Below are 15,383 nucleotides of genomic sequence, written 5' to 3' on the forward strand. Positions count from 1 at the left end.
AACAGGTGATTGGGAAAAATTCCGGTTTCGGGAAATAGGGTTGCGGAGCCGGCGGATGCGGAAGCGGACCGGCGGCACAAATATTAATCCGGCAGCCCCGGAATTTCCCGGCGCCCGTTTCCGGAGTAAAACATTCGCAAAACAGCTCCGGGCGAGATGCCAATTCACACTCGGCAATGGCTTTGCAATCGCACGTATTTTGCTCGACCTTGCCATCACCGCACCGCAATATGCCGGAAAGGCGCGGCGCGGCAGGCCGGCCTGCCAGATTGAAGGAGGCCGGGATGGAGCTGGACCGTCTGGAACGGATGAGAACGTGGCAGCAGCGTTACGTGAATCAGAAAAAATACCCCGGCAGCGTGCTGCTGCTTCATTCCGGCGGCTCGGAAATGTACTTTCACAGCGCCGGCCTGCGGAACATTGAAGAAAACCTGCCCTTCACCCGCGACACGCTGGTGCGGCTTTTTTCGATGACCAAACCTGTGACATCGGTTGCCATGATGATCCTGCTGGAGCGCGGGCTATTCCATCTGGATGCTCCCGTCAGCGAATTTATTCCCGGGTACAGCAACATGCAGGCACTGGTGCCGGGCGCCACCTCGATTGACCAGACAGAGCCGAGCCGCAGCCCGACGCTGCACCAGTTGCTGACCCACACCAGCGGGCTGAGCTACCCGTTCAATCCAGGTTTTGTGCCGGAGGCCATGGACAAGGAAGGCCTGCTGTTCAGACCGGATCAGGGGCCGCTGGCCGGGATGGTTTCGCGGCTGGCAGAGCTGCCGCTGGCCTTTCAGCCTGGATCACGTTGGGAATATTCCGTTGCAACCGATGTGCTGGGCCGTGTCATCGAAGTTGTCTCGGGCAGGACGCTGGAGCAGTTTCTGACTGCGGAAATCTTTGAGCCCTTGGGCATGAAGGAAACCGGGTTCAGGGTGCCAGGCGGGGCAGGGAACCGGTTTGCCTCTCTCTACACGCCTCTGGCCGGCGACGCGATGGTGCTCGGCGCCGCCGAACCCTCCACGGAAAGCCTGCGCCTGACAGACAGTTATGCCGGCTCTCCTTTTGCGCAGGCAGATATGCAGTCCGGCGGCGGCGGGCTGATCGGTACAATCGACGACTACATGAAATTCGCCGAGATGCTCAGGCACCGCGGCCGCTATGGAGAAGGCTTGATCATCAGCCCTCAAATTGCTGATTTCATGATGAAAAATCACCTCAAGGGCGACATCGCCTCATTGGGGCCGCAAAGCTTTGCGGAACAGCCGATGGAGGGAATGGGTTTCGGCCTCGGCGGTGCTGTGGTACTGGACCCGGCGCAGGCGCGCTGCCCGGGATCAGCCGGGGATTTCAGCTGGGGCGGCATTGCGTCGACGTTTTTCTGGGTGGACAGGACACTGGACATCTCGGTGGTATTCCTGACCCAGCTGGCGCCCTCCAGTTCCTACCCGTCGCGGCCGGAGCTTAAGGCACTGGTGCATGGCGCGGTATCGGGATGACTTCCAACTGCCGGGGTTCCGGTTAAGATGAACAGCCTGCGAACGGCCAGACCATAGGATCCGCTGCCCATGACCGACACCGCCAAAGTGCTCCTCGATCTTCTCGACCTGGAGACGTTGGACACCAACCTCTACCGCGGCTCCGGATCCGGCGGGGAAACTCCCACGCGGATTTACGGCGGCCAGGTGATCGCGCAGGCGCTGGCTGCGGCTTACGCCAGTGTTTCCGGCAGGTTATGCCATTCCCTTCATGCGTATTTCATCCGTCCCGGAGACCCGTCGCGGCCGGTCATCTACGAGGTGGACCCGGCGCGGGACGGCCGCAGTTTCACGACCCGCCGGGTGGTTGCGATGCAGAATGGCAAGCAGATCCTTAATCTGGCGGCTTCCTTTCACGCGCAGGAAGACGGCTGGCATCATCAGCACGGCATGCCGGCTGTGCCGGGCCCCGGCGGCTTGGAGTCGCGCCACGAGGTTCTTTTGCGCAATGCGTTGCGGGTTGATCCGGGCAAGCGCGGTGAATTCACCCGGCCAAGGCCATTTGAAATCCGCGAGGTGGAGCCGCGCGATCCTTTGACACCCGGGGAAACCAGCGACGTCAATCACATGTGGATCCGGATGGAAGCCGCCAAAGGCGCCGGACCGGAACTGCAGCACATACTGATGGCCTATGCGTCGGACTTCGGACTGCTGGGCTCTTCGATGCGGCCGCACGGGCTGACATTCCACAAACCCGGCGCCATGACCGCCAGCCTCGACCATGCGATGTGGTTCCATGCGCCCGTGCAGTTCCAGAACTGGCATCTCTACACGATGGACGCGCCGTTTACCGGCAATGGCCGCGGCTTCAACCGGGGCGCCATTTACGCGGAAGACGGCCAATTGGTTGCCAGTGTCGCACAGGAAGGTTTGCTTCGGCCATTTAGGCATTGAATTTACGGTGAAATGAAGTTCGGCATGCATACGGTGGCAGCATCTGCATGCCAATACACTTAACATAATTCTGATTATAAGACTATCGGATTTGCCAAACTGACGCAGGATCAGGCAAAGAAAATGGCTCCCTCCGTTACAGAGGAAGCCAGTTATCACCGGTCAGGCTCCTTCATTGACTGCCCGAAAGTTTTTTCTTACCTGGGCCATCCCGATGTTCAGAACGGGCGCACCCGTTCCGGATAGTGTCGGAAGCCGCCAATCCTGCTTCCTGTTTCCGCTTGCGCCGCCCTGGGAAATCCAGCGGCGCAAGCGGTAATCGTCAGCTGCAGCCAGAGGTTCCGCCGCAGGTGTTGCACTTCATGCAGGTGCCGTTGCGCACCAAAGTGTAGTTGCCGCATTCTCCGCAGGCTTCGCCCTCGTAGCCCTGCATCTTCGCCTTGGTGCGCGCGTCCATGCCGTTGCTTCCTTGCACGGTTGCATCCCCGGTCTCCGGCACCAGCGTCTGCAGCACAGCAATTGGATCTGTGCCGGTGCCAAGCGCACCCGCCTCGGTCTGGCCCCCCTGCAGCACCACAAGTTCCTGCGGCAGCCGCTTGCGCAGATAGCCGGTCGAGGAGATCTGCTTGAGCACTTCCAGCGACCGCGTGGCAGCACTTTCGCTCAGCTCGGAGACGTTCGACACGCCTTCTTCCTCGCCGCGGCCCAGATCGTCGAAGGTGGCGCCCTCGGGCTTCACATGCGCCAGATCGGTGCGGTCGAGATAAGACACCGCCAGTTCGCGGAACACATAATCAAGGATCGAGGTCGCGTTCTTGATCGAGTCATTGCCCTGGACCATGCCCGCAGGCTCGAACTTGGTGAAGGTGAAGGCGTCGACAAACTCCTCCAGCGGCACGCCGTACTGCAGGCCGACCGACACAGCGATGGCGAAGTTGTTCATCATCGCCCGGAAGCCTGCGCCTTCCTTGTGCATGTCGATGAAGATCTCGCCGAGATTGCCGTCCTCGTATTCGCCGGTGCGCAGGTACACCTTGTGGCCGCCGACAACCGCCTTCTGGGTATAGCCCTTGCGCCGCTGCGGCATCTTGGTGCGGTGCGATTTCAGCACCTCCTTGATCACCACCTTTTCGACGATCTTTTCGGCCAGAACCGCGGCCTTTTCCTGGGGCGAGCCGCTTTCCAGCACCTCCGCCGCATCGTCGTCATCCTCGACCAGCGCCGACGCCAGCGGCTGGCTCAGCTTGGAGCCGTCGCGGTACAGCGCGTTGGCCTTGACGCCGAGGCTCCAGCTCAGCTCGTAAGCTTTCTGGCAGTCCTCGATGGTAGCCGAGTTCGGCATGTTGATGGTCTTGGAGATCGCGCCGGAGATGAAGCTCTGCGCCGCCGCCATCATGTAGATGTGGCTGTCAACACTCAGGAAACGCTTGCCTTTCTTGCCGCAGGGATTGGCGCAGTCAAAGATCGCGTAATGCTCTTCCTGCAGATGCGGCGCACCTTCCAGGGTCATGGTGCCGCAGACGTGGTCGTTGGCCGCGTCGATGTCCGCCCTGGTAAAGCCCAGGTGGCGCAGCAGGTCGAAAGTCGGATCATTCAGCTTGGGCGCCGGGATGCCCAGCACGCCGGTGCAGAAATCCTCGCCCAGGGTCCACTGGTTGAACACGAACCGGATGTCAAAGGCCGATTCCAGCGCGGCCTCCACCTTGGCCAGCTCATTGGGGCCAAAGCCGTGGCCCGCCAGCGAAGTGTGGTTGATCCCCGGCGCGTTGCCGATGGAGCCGTGGCCGACCGCGTAGGAAACGATCTCCTCGATCTGGGCGGAGCTGTAGCCCAGCCCCTCCAGCGCCGACGGCACCGAGCGGTTGATGATCTTGAAGTAGCCGCCGCCCGCCAGTTTCTTGAACTTCACCAGGGCAAAGTCCGGCTCGATTCCGGTGGTGTCGCAATCCATCACCAGGCCGATGGTGCCGGTCGGCGCAATCACCGTGGTCTGGGCGTTGCGGTAGCCGTGCTTTTCGCCCAGCTCCAGCGCCTCGTCCCAGGCGCTGGCGGCCAGATCCGCCAGCAGCGCATCCGGGCAGTTGCCAATGTCCAGCGGCACCGGCTTGACCGACAGGGCCACATAGCCGTCCGCGTTGCCCTTTGCAGCGTTGCGGTGGTTGCGGATCACCCGCAGCATGTGGTCTGCGTTTTTTGCATAACCCGGGAACGGTCCCAGTTCCGCGGCGATCTCGGCCGACGTGGCATAGGCAACACCGGTCATCAGCGCAGTCAACGCCCCGCACAGCGCCCTGCCCTCATCCGAGTCATAGCCATAGCCCATGTTCATCAGCAACCCGCCGATGTTGGCATAGCCCAGGCCCAGGGTGCGGAAGTCATAGGAGCGCTGCGCGATTTCCTTGGACGGGAACTGCGCCATCATCACCGAGATTTCCAGCGTCAGCGTCCACAGGCGGCAGGAATGCATGAAGTCATCCGCCTGGAACAGCCCGTCCTTGAGGAAGCTGAGCAGGTTCAGCGACGCCAGGTTGCAGGCGGTGTCGTCCAGGAACATGTATTCCGAACAAGGGTTTGAGCCGCGGATCTCACCGTCTTCCGGGCAGGTGTGCCACTCGTTCACGGTGTCGTGGAACTGGATGCCCGGATCGGCGCAGGCCCAGGCCGCGTGGCCGACCTTCTCCCACAGATCGCGGGCCTTCACCACCTTGGCAACCTTGCCGTCGGTGCGGTTGAACAGTTCCCAGTCGGCGTCTTTATCAACCGCATGCAGGAAGGCGTTGGTCACCCGGATCGAGTTGTTCGAGTTCTGCCCCGAAACGGAGCTGTAGGCCTCGGAGTCCCAGTCGGTGTCATAGGTCGGGAATTCGATCGAGGTATGGCCCTGCTTGGCGTAATCCAGCACCCGCTTGATGTAGGTTTCCGGGACCGCCACTTTCTTGGCTTCGCGGATTGCCGTCTTCAGCCCGCCGTTGACCGCCGGGTCATAGGCATCCGCCTCCGCTCCGTCCCAGCTGCGGATCGCCTCGAACAGACCGTTCAGCATCTTCTCGTGCATTTTGGAGCCGGCCACGATGGAGGCGACCTTCTGCTCCTCGATCACCTTCCACTGGATGAACTGCTCGATATCGGGGTGATCGGCGTCGACGATCACCATTTTTGCTGCCCGACGGGTTGTCCCGCCTGATTTGATGGCGCCCGCCGCGCGGTCGCCGATTTTGAGGAAGCCCATCAGCCCCGAGGATTTGCCGCCGCCGGACAGCGGCTCGCCCTCGGCGCGCAAATGGCTGAAATTGGTGCCGGTGCCGGAGCCGTATTTGAACAGCCGCGCCTCGCGCACCCACAGGTCCATGATGCCGCCGTCCTTGACCAGATCGTCGGAGACCGACTGGATGAAGCAGGCGTGCGGCTGGGGGTGCTCATAGGCGCTGTCGGACTTGGTCAGCTTGCCGGTCTTGTAATCGACATAGTGATGGCCCTGCGCCGGACCGTCGATGCCGTAGGCCCAGTGCAGGCCGGTGTTGAACCACTGCGGCGAATTGGGGGCGGAACGCTGGGTCGCCAGCATGTAGCGCATCTCGTCATAATAGGCGCGCGCGTCGTCCTCGGTGGAGAAATAGCCGCCCTTCCAGCCCCAATAGGCCCAGGCGCCGGCCAGGCGGTCGAACACCTGTTTCGAGGAGGTCTCGCCGCCAAAATCAGCGCCCTCTTCGGGGACCGAGCGCCACAGGAACTCCGGCACGCCCTTTTCGCGCAGCTTCTTCAGCCGTGACGGCACCCCGGCCTTGCGGAAATACTTCTGCGCGATGACGTCGCTGGCCACCTGGCTCCAGGACGCGGGGATTTCGATGTTGTCGAGCCGGAAAACAATGGTCCCGTCCGGGTTGCGGATCTCCGAAGTGGCAGAGACAAAGGCCAGGTCGGCATAAGCATCCTGTCCGGGTTTTGTGAATTTCCGTTCGATCTTCATGCTCAGCCCCTTTTCAAGCACTCGTCGTTTAATTGTCGCGGTGCCCCCAAGCACCAGTCAGCTCCGGCCACGGATCACACAAACACCCGGCGCGCGCCGCAAATGGCGCACTTGCGGCCCTCGCCGGCCATTCTCACAGGACTGTCTGCAGTTTTCAGCGTTGTTGCTTCGGCTCTGTTACCCACCAGATCTAGTGCCGTCGCAACCGGTGTCCACAATTTGGCGTATTCGGACACAAAGGGTCAACGTAAAATTTACACCTTGGCAACGATCTTTGCTGTTGACGCTTTCAGCGGTTTGAAGGGTCGGCGGCAGGGCGTTGATTCATCCACAGCCCGCGGGCTTTCCGGCCCCCTCGGGCGCTGTTGAAGCAACTTGGATTTTCTTTCGCTCCCCTAAAGGCTTGCTGCCAGTGCGAAGGAATGGGTTAGGATGCGCACCCTGCCCTTGTTGTGCAAAACTGCAGCATCGCGAAAGCAGAATCCGCCTGCCGCACGTTAACGCTGGCCTTGCCGCTGTTTCACGGCGGAAGACTGGCTTCGGCACTTGGAGCCTTAAGCTTCTGACGCGTCTCGGCGGCAATTGGTTAAAGATTTCTTAACAGGAGGTTAGGGAGACATTAACACTCCTGGTTGCGAAAGAGGTATAAAACTCCCCAAACACGCGAAAACGAATCTCCGGCGCGAAACTGCGGCAGGGATTCGTTTCAACTTCATGTTGTGGAATGGTCGGGGCGGCGAGATTCGAACTCACGACCCCCTGTACCCAAAACAGGTGCGCTACCAGACTGCGCCACGCCCCGGACCGTGCGCCTTCCTATCTCCGCCGGATGGATTTGAAAACCCCTAACAGGGCCAAACTGCTCCGGTGCGGGAAAAAACTTCGTGCCGCATCTGAGTGCCCGCCGCAATGCCGTAACGGCGGGCCAGCCCGCCATTGATTTCCAGCACTGCAAACACTTGGTCACCGCCCGGGATTGGCGTCAGATCGCCGGGCACGGCGTTCTCATGGACCGATGTCACCTGCCCGCGCTGATCGAGGAAAATGATGTCGAGCGGAATCAGCGTGTTCTTCATCCAGAATGCCGCGGTCTGCGGGCGCTCATAGACAAACAGCATCCCTGCCCCGCGCGGCAGGCTTTCCCGGAACATCAGCCCGCGGGCGCGGGTTTCCTCGCTGGCGGCGATTTCGACGGCAAATCCCGCCTGCCCCCAGTCGCCGCGCAGTTCGGCATGGCCTGGGCGGCATTCGGACGCCAGCGCGGTTCCTGCGGCAACAGACATGCAAGCGCCCAAGCTCCAAGGAAGCAGGCGCCGCATCATGGTCTCAGCCCTGATCGCCCGGAAGCATTGCAGCCTCCCAGGCCAGCACTTCCACCGCCATGCGGCCGCGCTTGCCGTCGATCACCCGCATCGCCAGGGCCTCGCCCGGTTGCAGATCCGCCAGCCCGGACTGGCGCAGCACCTCGACATGCAGGAAAACATCCTCGCCGCGGCCAAAGATGTTGGCAAACCCGAACCCCTTGCCCTTGTCGAACCATTTGACCCGCGCAGGCTCCAGCGGCTCATTCTGCAGGCTGTCCATGTCCAGCTCGGCGAAATCGCTCAGCACCGGGGCATCATCCCGCTCCGGCGGCTGGATGGAGATCACTTCAACCGCTTGAACGCCGCGGTCGGTCTGATGGGTGACAATCTCGATCCGGGCACCGTCCGCGACAGAACTCTGGCCGAAATTGCGCAGGACATTCACATGGAGCAAAATGTCCGCGCCGCCCTCGTCAGATACGACAAATCCGTACCCTTTTGCCGGGTCGAACCACTTCACCAGCCCTTGAATCTGCTGCAAGCTGCTGAGATCTTCTGCCACTTACTTATCCCTACCGCGTTTTTTTTATTTTGATGATGCTCTGATGCGCGATTCTGACCTTGGATTTCAAGCTAAAAAGTCTTGAAATTGTCGTGAAACTTCTATTGACCCTAGGGAAAGTTCAGCCATTTCCCGTCACGGGTTGAGCCGCAGGATGTCCCATTCTGCGGTGCCCTCTTTGCGACACCATCGGAACCGGTCATGCAACCGGAAGGCGCCGTCGGCCCAGAATTCGATCTCAACCGGCACCAGCCTGTAGCCGCCCCAGAACGGCGGCCGGTCCGGGTTGGGGCCTTTCATGGCGGTGATCCTGGCCACCTCCGCCATCAGGGTGCCGCGGCTGTCCAGCGGCTGCGATTGCTTCGAGGCCCAGGCCCCCAGCCGGCTCTTGAGCGAGCGCGATTTGTAATATTCATCCGCCTGCGGCCCGTCCTCGCGGGTGATGGTGCCGCGCACCCGGATCTGGCGGCGCAGCGACTTCCAGTGCATCACAAAGGCGGCCTTGCCGGCCTGATCCAGTTCCCGCGCCTTGGCGCTTTCGTAATTGGTGTAAAACACAAAGGCGCCGTCCTCGATCTCCTTGAGCAGCACCATGCGGCTGTTGGGCAGCCCGGTTTCATCCACCGTGGCCAGCGCTATGGCATTGGGATCATTGGGTTCGCTCCGCTCTGCCTCGGCCAGCCACGCGCGGGCAATGGCGAACGGATCCTCACCTGCAAAAATACCGGAACGGTCGGACATCGGACACCTCTTGTCGGATTTTGCCCGCAACCTATGCAGCTTCCCGGCCCTCGGCAAGGGCGAGCGCACTTGAAGCGGCCCGCCCGGCATACTAAACACCGCATAATTCACAGATCACAGGCGGAGAACCTGCATGTCTAGTCAACTGATGGCCGGTAAGCGCGGCCTTATCATGGGCCTGGCCAACGACAAATCCATTGCTTGGGGGATTGCCAAGGCTTGCGCCGATGCCGGCGCCGAGCTTGCCTTTTCCTATCAGGGCGAAGCGCTGAAGAAGCGCGTCGGGCCGCTGGCGGAGCAGCTGGGCAGCGCGATCGTCCTGCCCTGCGACGTCTCGGACGAGGCGTCGATCGATGCCCTGTTCGCCGAGCTGGAAGCCAAATGGGGCAAGCTGGACTTCGTCGTTCACGCCATCGGCTTTTCCGACAAGAACGAGCTGCGCGGCCGCTATGTCGACACCAGCCGCAGCAATTTCCAGATGACCATGGACATATCGGTGTTCTCGTTCACCGCCGTGGCCAACCGCGCCGAAAAGATGATGGGCGAAGGCGGCTCGCTGCTGACCCTCACCTATTACGGCGCCGAGCAGGTGATGCCGCATTATAATGTAATGGGCGTGGCCAAGGCGGCGCTGGAGGCTTCGGTCAAGTATCTGGCCGAGGATCTGGGCAAGGACGGCATCCGCGTCAACGCGATCTCGGCCGGCCCGATCAAGACGCTGGCCGCCTCCGGCATCGGCGATTTCCGCTACATCATGAAGTGGAACGAATACAACTCGCCGCTGCGCCGCAACGTGACCACGGATGATGTCGGCAAGTCGGCGCTGTACCTTCTGTCCGATCTCAGCTCGGGCGTCACCGGCGAGAACCTGCATGTCGATGCCGGCTATCATGTCGTCGGCATGAAGGCGGTGGATGCGCCGGACATCTCCAAGTAACGGAAAACAATAGGGTCCGGCCATCCGTCCGGGCCCTTGCAAGCTGACGCGACCTCGCGGGGAGCAAGAACATGACCGATCGTCTGCCGCACGAAAAAGGCTTTCACATCAGCTGGGACCAGATCCACCGCGACAGCCGCGCGCTGGCCTGGCGCCTGGACGGGCAAGGCCCCGATGATGGCGCATGGCGCGCCGTTGTGGCGATCACCCGCGGCGGCATGGCGCCCGCGATGATTGTCAGCCGCGAGCTGGACATCCGCACCGTCGATACCATCTCGGTGAAATCCTACCACCACCAGGCCCAGGGCCAGGCCGAAGTGCTGAAAGCCCCGGACGCCAAGCTGATGGGCGATGGCGAGGGCGTGCTGATCATCGACGACCTGGTCGACAGCGGCAAGACCCTGGAACTGGTGCGCGACATGTACCCCAAGGCGCATTTCGCCACCGTCTACGCCAAGCCCAAGGGCCGCCCGATGGTGGATACCTTCATCACCGAAGTGAGCCAGGACACCTGGATCTTTTTCCCCTGGGACATGGCGCTGCAGTATGTGGAACCCTACCGCGGCAAGGACTGATCCCGAGGCTGGCTGCATCCGGTATAAGGCGCGCAATTTCTGCGCGCCTTTTTCTTTGCCGCGGCGCGGCGGCACTGACGCTTTCCCCACTTGAGCTGCCAAATCACCCGTGCCAGACATGTCTCCGGCGCGCCACCGGTTGCGCCCGCCCCTGTTTCCCTTCCGGCGTCTGGAGCTTTGCATGCCCCCCACCCGCACCCAATCCACGTTTGTTTCGCCCATCGTCGAATCGCGCCGCTGGGTGGCCGGCGCCGAGTTTCCGCCCGAACGCCCGCTGCTGAACGTCAGCCAGGCCGCTCCGGCCGAAGCCCCGCCCGAAGGCCTGCGGCGCGCCCTGGCGGATGCGGCCCTGAACGACACCGCAGCACATCTGTACGGGCCGGTCCTGGGCAACGATGCGCTGCGGCAGGCCCTGGCCCGCCAGATTTCCGCCCATTACCAGGCCGCGGTCGGCCCGGAACAGGTTGCGATCACGTCCGGCTGCAACCAGGCTTTCGCCGCCGCCATTTCCGCCCTCTGCGGCGAAGGCGACGAGGTGATCATCCCGGTGCCCTGGTACTTCAATCACAAGATGTGGCTGGATATGGCCGGCGTCACCGCCGTCCCGCTGCATGCCGGCGCGGGCATGCTGCCGGATCCGGCCGCGGCGGCGGCGCTGATCGGCCCCCGTACCCGCGCCATCGTGCTGGTGACCCCCAACAACCCCTGCGGCGTCGAATACCCCGCAGGGCTGGTGCGCGCCTTCTTCGATCTGGCCCGCGACCGCGGCCTGGCCCTGCTCGTGGACGAAACCTACCGCGATTTCGACAGCCGCAGCGGTGCCCCGCACGGCCTGTTCCAGACCGAAGACTGGGACCGGACGCTGATCCATCTTTACTCCTTCTCCAAGGCCTACCGGCTGACCGGCCACCGGGTCGGGGCGATTGCCGCCGCGCCGGATGCGATGTTCGAAATGGAGAAGTTTCTTGATACTGTCACAATCTGCCCGTCGCAGCTGGGACAGGCCGGTGCGCTTTGGGGACTTGAAAACCTGCAGGACTGGCTGGCTGGCGAACGGCAGGAGATTCTCGACCGCCGCGCGGCAATCGAGGACGGCTTTCCGGTGCTGGCCGCAAAGGGCTGGCGCTTGCTCGGATGCGGCGCCTACTTCGCCTATGTCGCGCACCCTTTCGATCAGCCGTCCGAAGAAATCGCCAGAAAGCTGGTGGCAGAGGCATCCGTCCTGATGCTGCCGGGCTCCATGTTCATGCCGGCCGGCGACCCGGACGGCGCGCGCCAGTTCCGCATCGCCTTCGCCAACGTGGACCGGGCAGGCATCCGGACGCTGTTCGCCCGTCTGGCGGCCTTTGAGCCCTGATCTTCCGGCAGTTTGATCCGCAATCATCTTGCTCCTCTGCGGGCAGCCGCGTATTCAGTCAGCGGCATTACCCGCGGCCTGCAAAATTGGGCCGCAGAACAATAAAGAGGGCATCATGGCCGCAGGCATGAAACATCTATCCAAAACCTTTGTCTGGATCCTGATGGGGATGCTGATCGTCGGCCTTGCCGGATTCGGCGCGGTGAATTTCACCAGCTCTGCCTCCTCCGTTGCCCAGGTTGGCGATGAGGAAGTCAGCATCGGCAATTACGTGCGTGAACTGCAGCGGGAACAGCGCGCCTTGCAGGCGCAGACCGGTCAGGCGGTGTCGATGGCGCAAATGACCGCCTTTGGCATGGACCGGGTGGTTTTGGGCCGGCTGATCTCCCTTGCGGCTCTGGACCACGAGGCCACGAAGCTGGGCCTGTCGATTGGCGATGAAAACCTGATCGATGAGCTGTCCGCCATCGATGCCTTCCAAGGCGTGAACGGCGCCTTCGACCGCGAGGCTTACAGCTTTGCCCTCAGAAATGCCGGGCTGTCCGAGAAGGAATTCGAGGACGACCTGCGCCGCGAGGCCGCCCGCACCATCGTGCAGAACGCAGTGCTGGCCGGCGCCGCGATGCCGCAGACCCTGACCGAAACCCTCACCGGCTACATCGGCGCCCGCCGCAGCTTCTCCTATGTGCAGCTGAATGCCGCTGACGCCGTGCTGACCGCGGATGTGCCGGCTGACGAGGACCTGCAGGCCTTCTTTGAGGCGCACCAGGACCAGTTCATGCTGCCGGAAACCAAGGTGATCACCTACGCCGCGCTGCGCCCCGCCTCGCTGGTGGACGAGGTCGAGATCGACGAGGCCGCGCTCAACCGGCTGTACGAGGACCGTGCGGACCAGTACCAGCAGCCCGAACGCCGCCTGGTCGAGCGCCTGGTGTTTGCCAATCAGGACGCTGCTGCCAGCGCCAAGGCCCAGCTCGAAGCCGGCGGCGCCACCTTTGAAAGCCTGGTGGATGCCCGCGGCCTGGCGCTGCAGGACATCGACATGGGCGACGTCACCAGGGAAGATCTGGGCGCCGCCGCTGACGGTGTCTTTGCTGTTGAACCCGGCGAAGTGGCCGGCCCCCTGCCCTCTGATCTCGGCCCGGCGCTTTACCGCGTGAACGGCCTGCTTGAGGCACAGACCACCAGCTTTGAGGACGCTGAGCCGGAGCTGCGCGAGGAACTAGCCGCCGACCGCGCCCGCCGCCTGGTCGAAGCACGGGCCGAAGACATCGACGATCTGCTTGCAGGCGGCGCCACGCTGGAAGAGCTGGCCACCGGCAACGGGCTCGAGCTGGTTCAGATCAACTGGACGGACGAGGTCAGCGACGGCATTGCCGCCTACGAAGGCTTCCGCGCCGCCGCCGCCGCCGTCACCGCCGAAGATTACCCGGCGGTCGAATTCCTCGAGGACGGCAGCCTGTTTGCCCTGCGCCTGGACGAAACCCTGCCGGAACGCCCGGAACCCTTTGCCGAAGCCAGGGACAAGGTTCTCGCGGCCTGGCAGGCCGACCGGCTGGCCCGGGCCCTGAAGGATCAGGCCGAAGACCTGCGCGCCGCGGCCGAAGAGGCAGGCGGGTTTGCCGAGGAGGCCGAGGTCAAAAGCGAGAGCGCCCTGACCCGCACCGCCTATATCGACACGGTTCCGTCGGATCTGCTCAGCCAGGTGTTTGAAATGGAGGTCGGCGAATTCCGCCTGGTGCAGGACGCCGAATCCGCCGTCGTCGTCCGCCTTGACGGCATCCTGCCGCCGGAGCAGAGCGACGACATGGCCATGCTCGCCCAGGCTCTGCAGGCGCAGCTGGATCAGTCGCTGGCCCAGGAACTGTTCCAGGCCTATGTGCAGGACGTCCAGACCCGCGCCGAGCCCCGTATCGACCAGCAGGCGCTGAATGCGGCGCAGGCGAACTTCCAGTAAGCAAGGCACGCACCCATGGCCCTGACCCCCGATTACGACAGTTTCGCCAAGGCTTACGAGGCCGGCGCAAACCAGGTCGTCTACACCCGCCTTGCCGCCGACCTCGACACGCCGGTGTCGCTGATGCTCAAGCTGACCGGCGCCCAGAAGGACGCCTTCATGCTGGAATCTGTCACCGGCGGCGAGGTGCGCGGGCGCTACTCGATCATCGGCATGAAGCCGGATCTGGTCTGGCGCTGCCACGGCGAACAGTCATCTCTGAACCGCTCGGCGCGGTTCGATGCCGACGACTTCAAACCGCAGGACGGCAACCCGATGGACAACCTGCGGGCGCTGATCGCCGAGAGCAGGATCGAGCTGCCCGAGGATCTGCCGCAGGCTGCGGCCGGCCTGTTCGGCTATCTCGGCTATGACATGATCCGCCTGGTCGAGCACCTGCCGGACGTGAACCCCGATCCTCTCGGCCTGCCCGACGCGCTGATGCTGCGCCCCTCGGTGATAGCCGTGCTGGACGGGGTCAAGGGCGAAGTCACCGTGGTGTCGCCGGTCTGGTCCACCGACCGCCAGACCGCCAAGGCCGCCTATGCCCAGGCGGCGGAACGGGTGATGGATGCGGTCCGCGATCTGGAACGCGCCATGCCGGCCGAAAGCCGCGATCTCGGCGATGCGCAGGAGGCCGCGCCGCCGGTGTCGAACTTCACCAAGGAAGGCTACATGGCCGCGGTGGAGAAGGCCAAGGAGTACATCCGCGCCGGCGACATCTTCCAGGTGGTGCCGGCACAGCGCTGGACGCAGGAGTTCCGCCAGCCGCCCTTCGCCCTCTACCGCTCATTGCGGCGCACCAATCCCTCGCCGTTCATGTTCTACTTCAACTTCGGCGGCTTCCAGGTGGTTGGCGCGTCCCCTGAAATCCTGGTCCGCGTGTTCGGTCAGGAAGTCACCATCCGGCCCATTGCCGGCACCCGGCCGCGCGGTGCCACGCCCGAAGAGGACAAGGCGCTGGAGGCCGATCTGCTGGCCGACAAGAAGGAACTGGCCGAGCATCTGATGCTGCTGGATCTGGGCCGCAACGACACCGGCCGTGTTGCCAAAATCGGCACCGTGCGCCCGACCGAGAAATTCATCATCGAGCGCTACAGCCACGTGATGCACATCGTCTCCAACGTCGTCGGCGAGCTGGCCGAGGACAAGGACGCGCTGGATGCCTTCTTTGCCGGCATGCCCGCAGGCACCGTCTCCGGCGCCCCCAAGGTGCGCGCGATGGAAATCATCGACGAGCTGGAGCCGGAAAAGCGCGGCATCTACGGCGGCGGCGTCGGCTACTTCAGCGCCGGCGGCGACATGGACATGTGCATCGCGCTGCGCACCGCCATCGTCAAGGATCAGAATCTCTATATCCAGGCCGGCGGCGGCGTTGTCTATGACAGCGACCCGGAGGCGGAGTACATGGAGACGGTCCACAAATCCAACGCCATCCGGCGCGCGGCGGCAGATGCCGCCCGGTTCACCGGCAACGGCAACGGCTGACGCCAAGGCGGCAATCCGGCTGCTTCA

Annotated in this window: 11 protein-coding genes and 1 tRNA gene; 7 read left to right on the forward strand and 5 right to left on the reverse strand. The window is 63.1% G+C overall.

From position 1 onward, the window contains the following. Positions 1–284: 284 nt before the first annotated feature. Both OKQ63_RS09285 and OKQ63_RS09290 read left to right on the forward strand, forming a co-directional pair. The gene (locus OKQ63_RS09285; RefSeq protein ID WP_264213643.1) at positions 285–1,496 is read left to right on the forward strand and encodes a serine hydrolase domain-containing protein; all 1,212 of its coding nucleotides are present in this window, start codon (positions 285–287) and stop codon (positions 1,494–1,496) included. 69 nt (positions 1,497–1,565) lie between these two features. Next, positions 1,566–2,429 carry an acyl-CoA thioesterase gene (locus tag OKQ63_RS09290; protein ID WP_264213644.1) on the forward strand — a complete coding sequence of 288 codons (864 nt, stop codon included), beginning with the start codon at positions 1,566–1,568 and terminating at the stop codon, positions 2,427–2,429. A gap of 322 nt (positions 2,430–2,751) precedes the next feature. Here the strand turns inward: OKQ63_RS09290 and OKQ63_RS09295 are convergent, their stop codons facing one another. The 5 genes from OKQ63_RS09295 to pdxH form a co-directional block, all read right to left on the reverse strand. After that, complete coding sequence (locus OKQ63_RS09295) at positions 2,752–6,396, reverse strand: vitamin B12-dependent ribonucleotide reductase (protein WP_264213645.1); 3,645 nt, start codon at positions 6,394–6,396, stop codon at positions 2,752–2,754. 725 nt (positions 6,397–7,121) lie between these two features. Further along, positions 7,122–7,198, reverse strand: a tRNA-Pro gene (locus OKQ63_RS09300). Positions 7,199–7,241: 43 nt separating this feature from the next. Next, positions 7,242–7,679, reverse strand: a complete 438-nt coding sequence (locus OKQ63_RS09305) for a DUF192 domain-containing protein (RefSeq protein WP_264213646.1) — start codon at positions 7,677–7,679, stop codon at positions 7,242–7,244. Between the two features lie 43 nt (positions 7,680–7,722). Beyond that, positions 7,723–8,262, reverse strand: a complete 540-nt coding sequence (locus OKQ63_RS09310) for a cold-shock protein (protein WP_264213647.1) — start codon at positions 8,260–8,262, stop codon at positions 7,723–7,725. A gap of 135 nt (positions 8,263–8,397) precedes the next feature. Continuing rightward, a complete protein-coding gene (pdxH, locus tag OKQ63_RS09315) occupies positions 8,398–9,003 on the reverse strand; it encodes a pyridoxamine 5'-phosphate oxidase (RefSeq protein ID WP_264213648.1) in 606 nt (201 codons plus the stop codon). Positions 9,004–9,136: 133 nt separating this feature from the next. Here pdxH and fabI point away from each other — a divergent pair, with 133 nt between their 5' ends. The 5 genes from fabI to trpE all read left to right on the forward strand — a co-directional run bounded on the left by fabI (position 9,137) and on the right by trpE (position 15,356). Further along, complete coding sequence (gene fabI / locus OKQ63_RS09320; protein WP_264213649.1) at positions 9,137–9,940, forward strand: enoyl-ACP reductase FabI; 804 nt, start codon at positions 9,137–9,139, stop codon at positions 9,938–9,940. Between the two features lie 71 nt (positions 9,941–10,011). Further along, complete coding sequence (gene gpt, locus OKQ63_RS09325; protein WP_264213650.1) at positions 10,012–10,515, forward strand: xanthine phosphoribosyltransferase; 504 nt, start codon at positions 10,012–10,014, stop codon at positions 10,513–10,515. Between the two features lie 181 nt (positions 10,516–10,696). Then, entirely contained in the window at positions 10,697–11,872 is a 1,176-nt protein-coding gene (locus OKQ63_RS09330; RefSeq protein ID WP_264213651.1) for an aminotransferase, read from the forward strand. A 115-nt stretch (positions 11,873–11,987) separates the two neighbouring features. Then, entirely contained in the window at positions 11,988–13,829 is a 1,842-nt protein-coding gene (locus tag OKQ63_RS09335) for a peptidyl-prolyl cis-trans isomerase (RefSeq protein WP_264213652.1), read from the forward strand. Positions 13,830–13,844: 15 nt separating this feature from the next. Beyond that, complete coding sequence (trpE, locus tag OKQ63_RS09340) at positions 13,845–15,356, forward strand: anthranilate synthase component I (RefSeq protein WP_264213653.1); 1,512 nt, start codon at positions 13,845–13,847, stop codon at positions 15,354–15,356. The last annotated feature ends 27 nt before the right edge of the window (positions 15,357–15,383 follow it).

It is taken from the genome of Leisingera thetidis (assembly GCF_025857195.1).
Taxonomy (GTDB): domain Bacteria; phylum Pseudomonadota; class Alphaproteobacteria; order Rhodobacterales; family Rhodobacteraceae; genus Leisingera; species Leisingera thetidis.

What these genes read in the sequence shown, in the direction of transcription:
- gpt (WP_264213650.1), top strand. Translation starts at nt 10,012, where the DNA reads ATGACCGATCGTCTGCCGCACGAAAAAGGCTTTCACATCAGCTGGGAC.
- OKQ63_RS09295 (WP_264213645.1), bottom strand. Translation starts at nt 6,396, where the DNA reads ATGAAGATCGAACGGAAATTCACAAAACCCGGACAGGATGCTTATGCC.
- OKQ63_RS09330 (WP_264213651.1), top strand. Translation starts at nt 10,697, where the DNA reads ATGCCCCCCACCCGCACCCAATCCACGTTTGTTTCGCCCATCGTCGAA.
- pdxH (WP_264213648.1), bottom strand. Translation starts at nt 9,003, where the DNA reads ATGTCCGACCGTTCCGGTATTTTTGCAGGTGAGGATCCGTTCGCCATT.
- trpE (WP_264213653.1), top strand. Translation starts at nt 13,845, where the DNA reads ATGGCCCTGACCCCCGATTACGACAGTTTCGCCAAGGCTTACGAGGCC.
- OKQ63_RS09285 (WP_264213643.1), top strand. Translation starts at nt 285, where the DNA reads ATGGAGCTGGACCGTCTGGAACGGATGAGAACGTGGCAGCAGCGTTAC.
- OKQ63_RS09290 (WP_264213644.1), top strand. Translation starts at nt 1,566, where the DNA reads ATGACCGACACCGCCAAAGTGCTCCTCGATCTTCTCGACCTGGAGACG.
- OKQ63_RS09305 (WP_264213646.1), bottom strand. Translation starts at nt 7,679, where the DNA reads ATGTCTGTTGCCGCAGGAACCGCGCTGGCGTCCGAATGCCGCCCAGGC.
- OKQ63_RS09335 (WP_264213652.1), top strand. Translation starts at nt 11,988, where the DNA reads ATGGCCGCAGGCATGAAACATCTATCCAAAACCTTTGTCTGGATCCTG.
- fabI (WP_264213649.1), top strand. Translation starts at nt 9,137, where the DNA reads ATGTCTAGTCAACTGATGGCCGGTAAGCGCGGCCTTATCATGGGCCTG.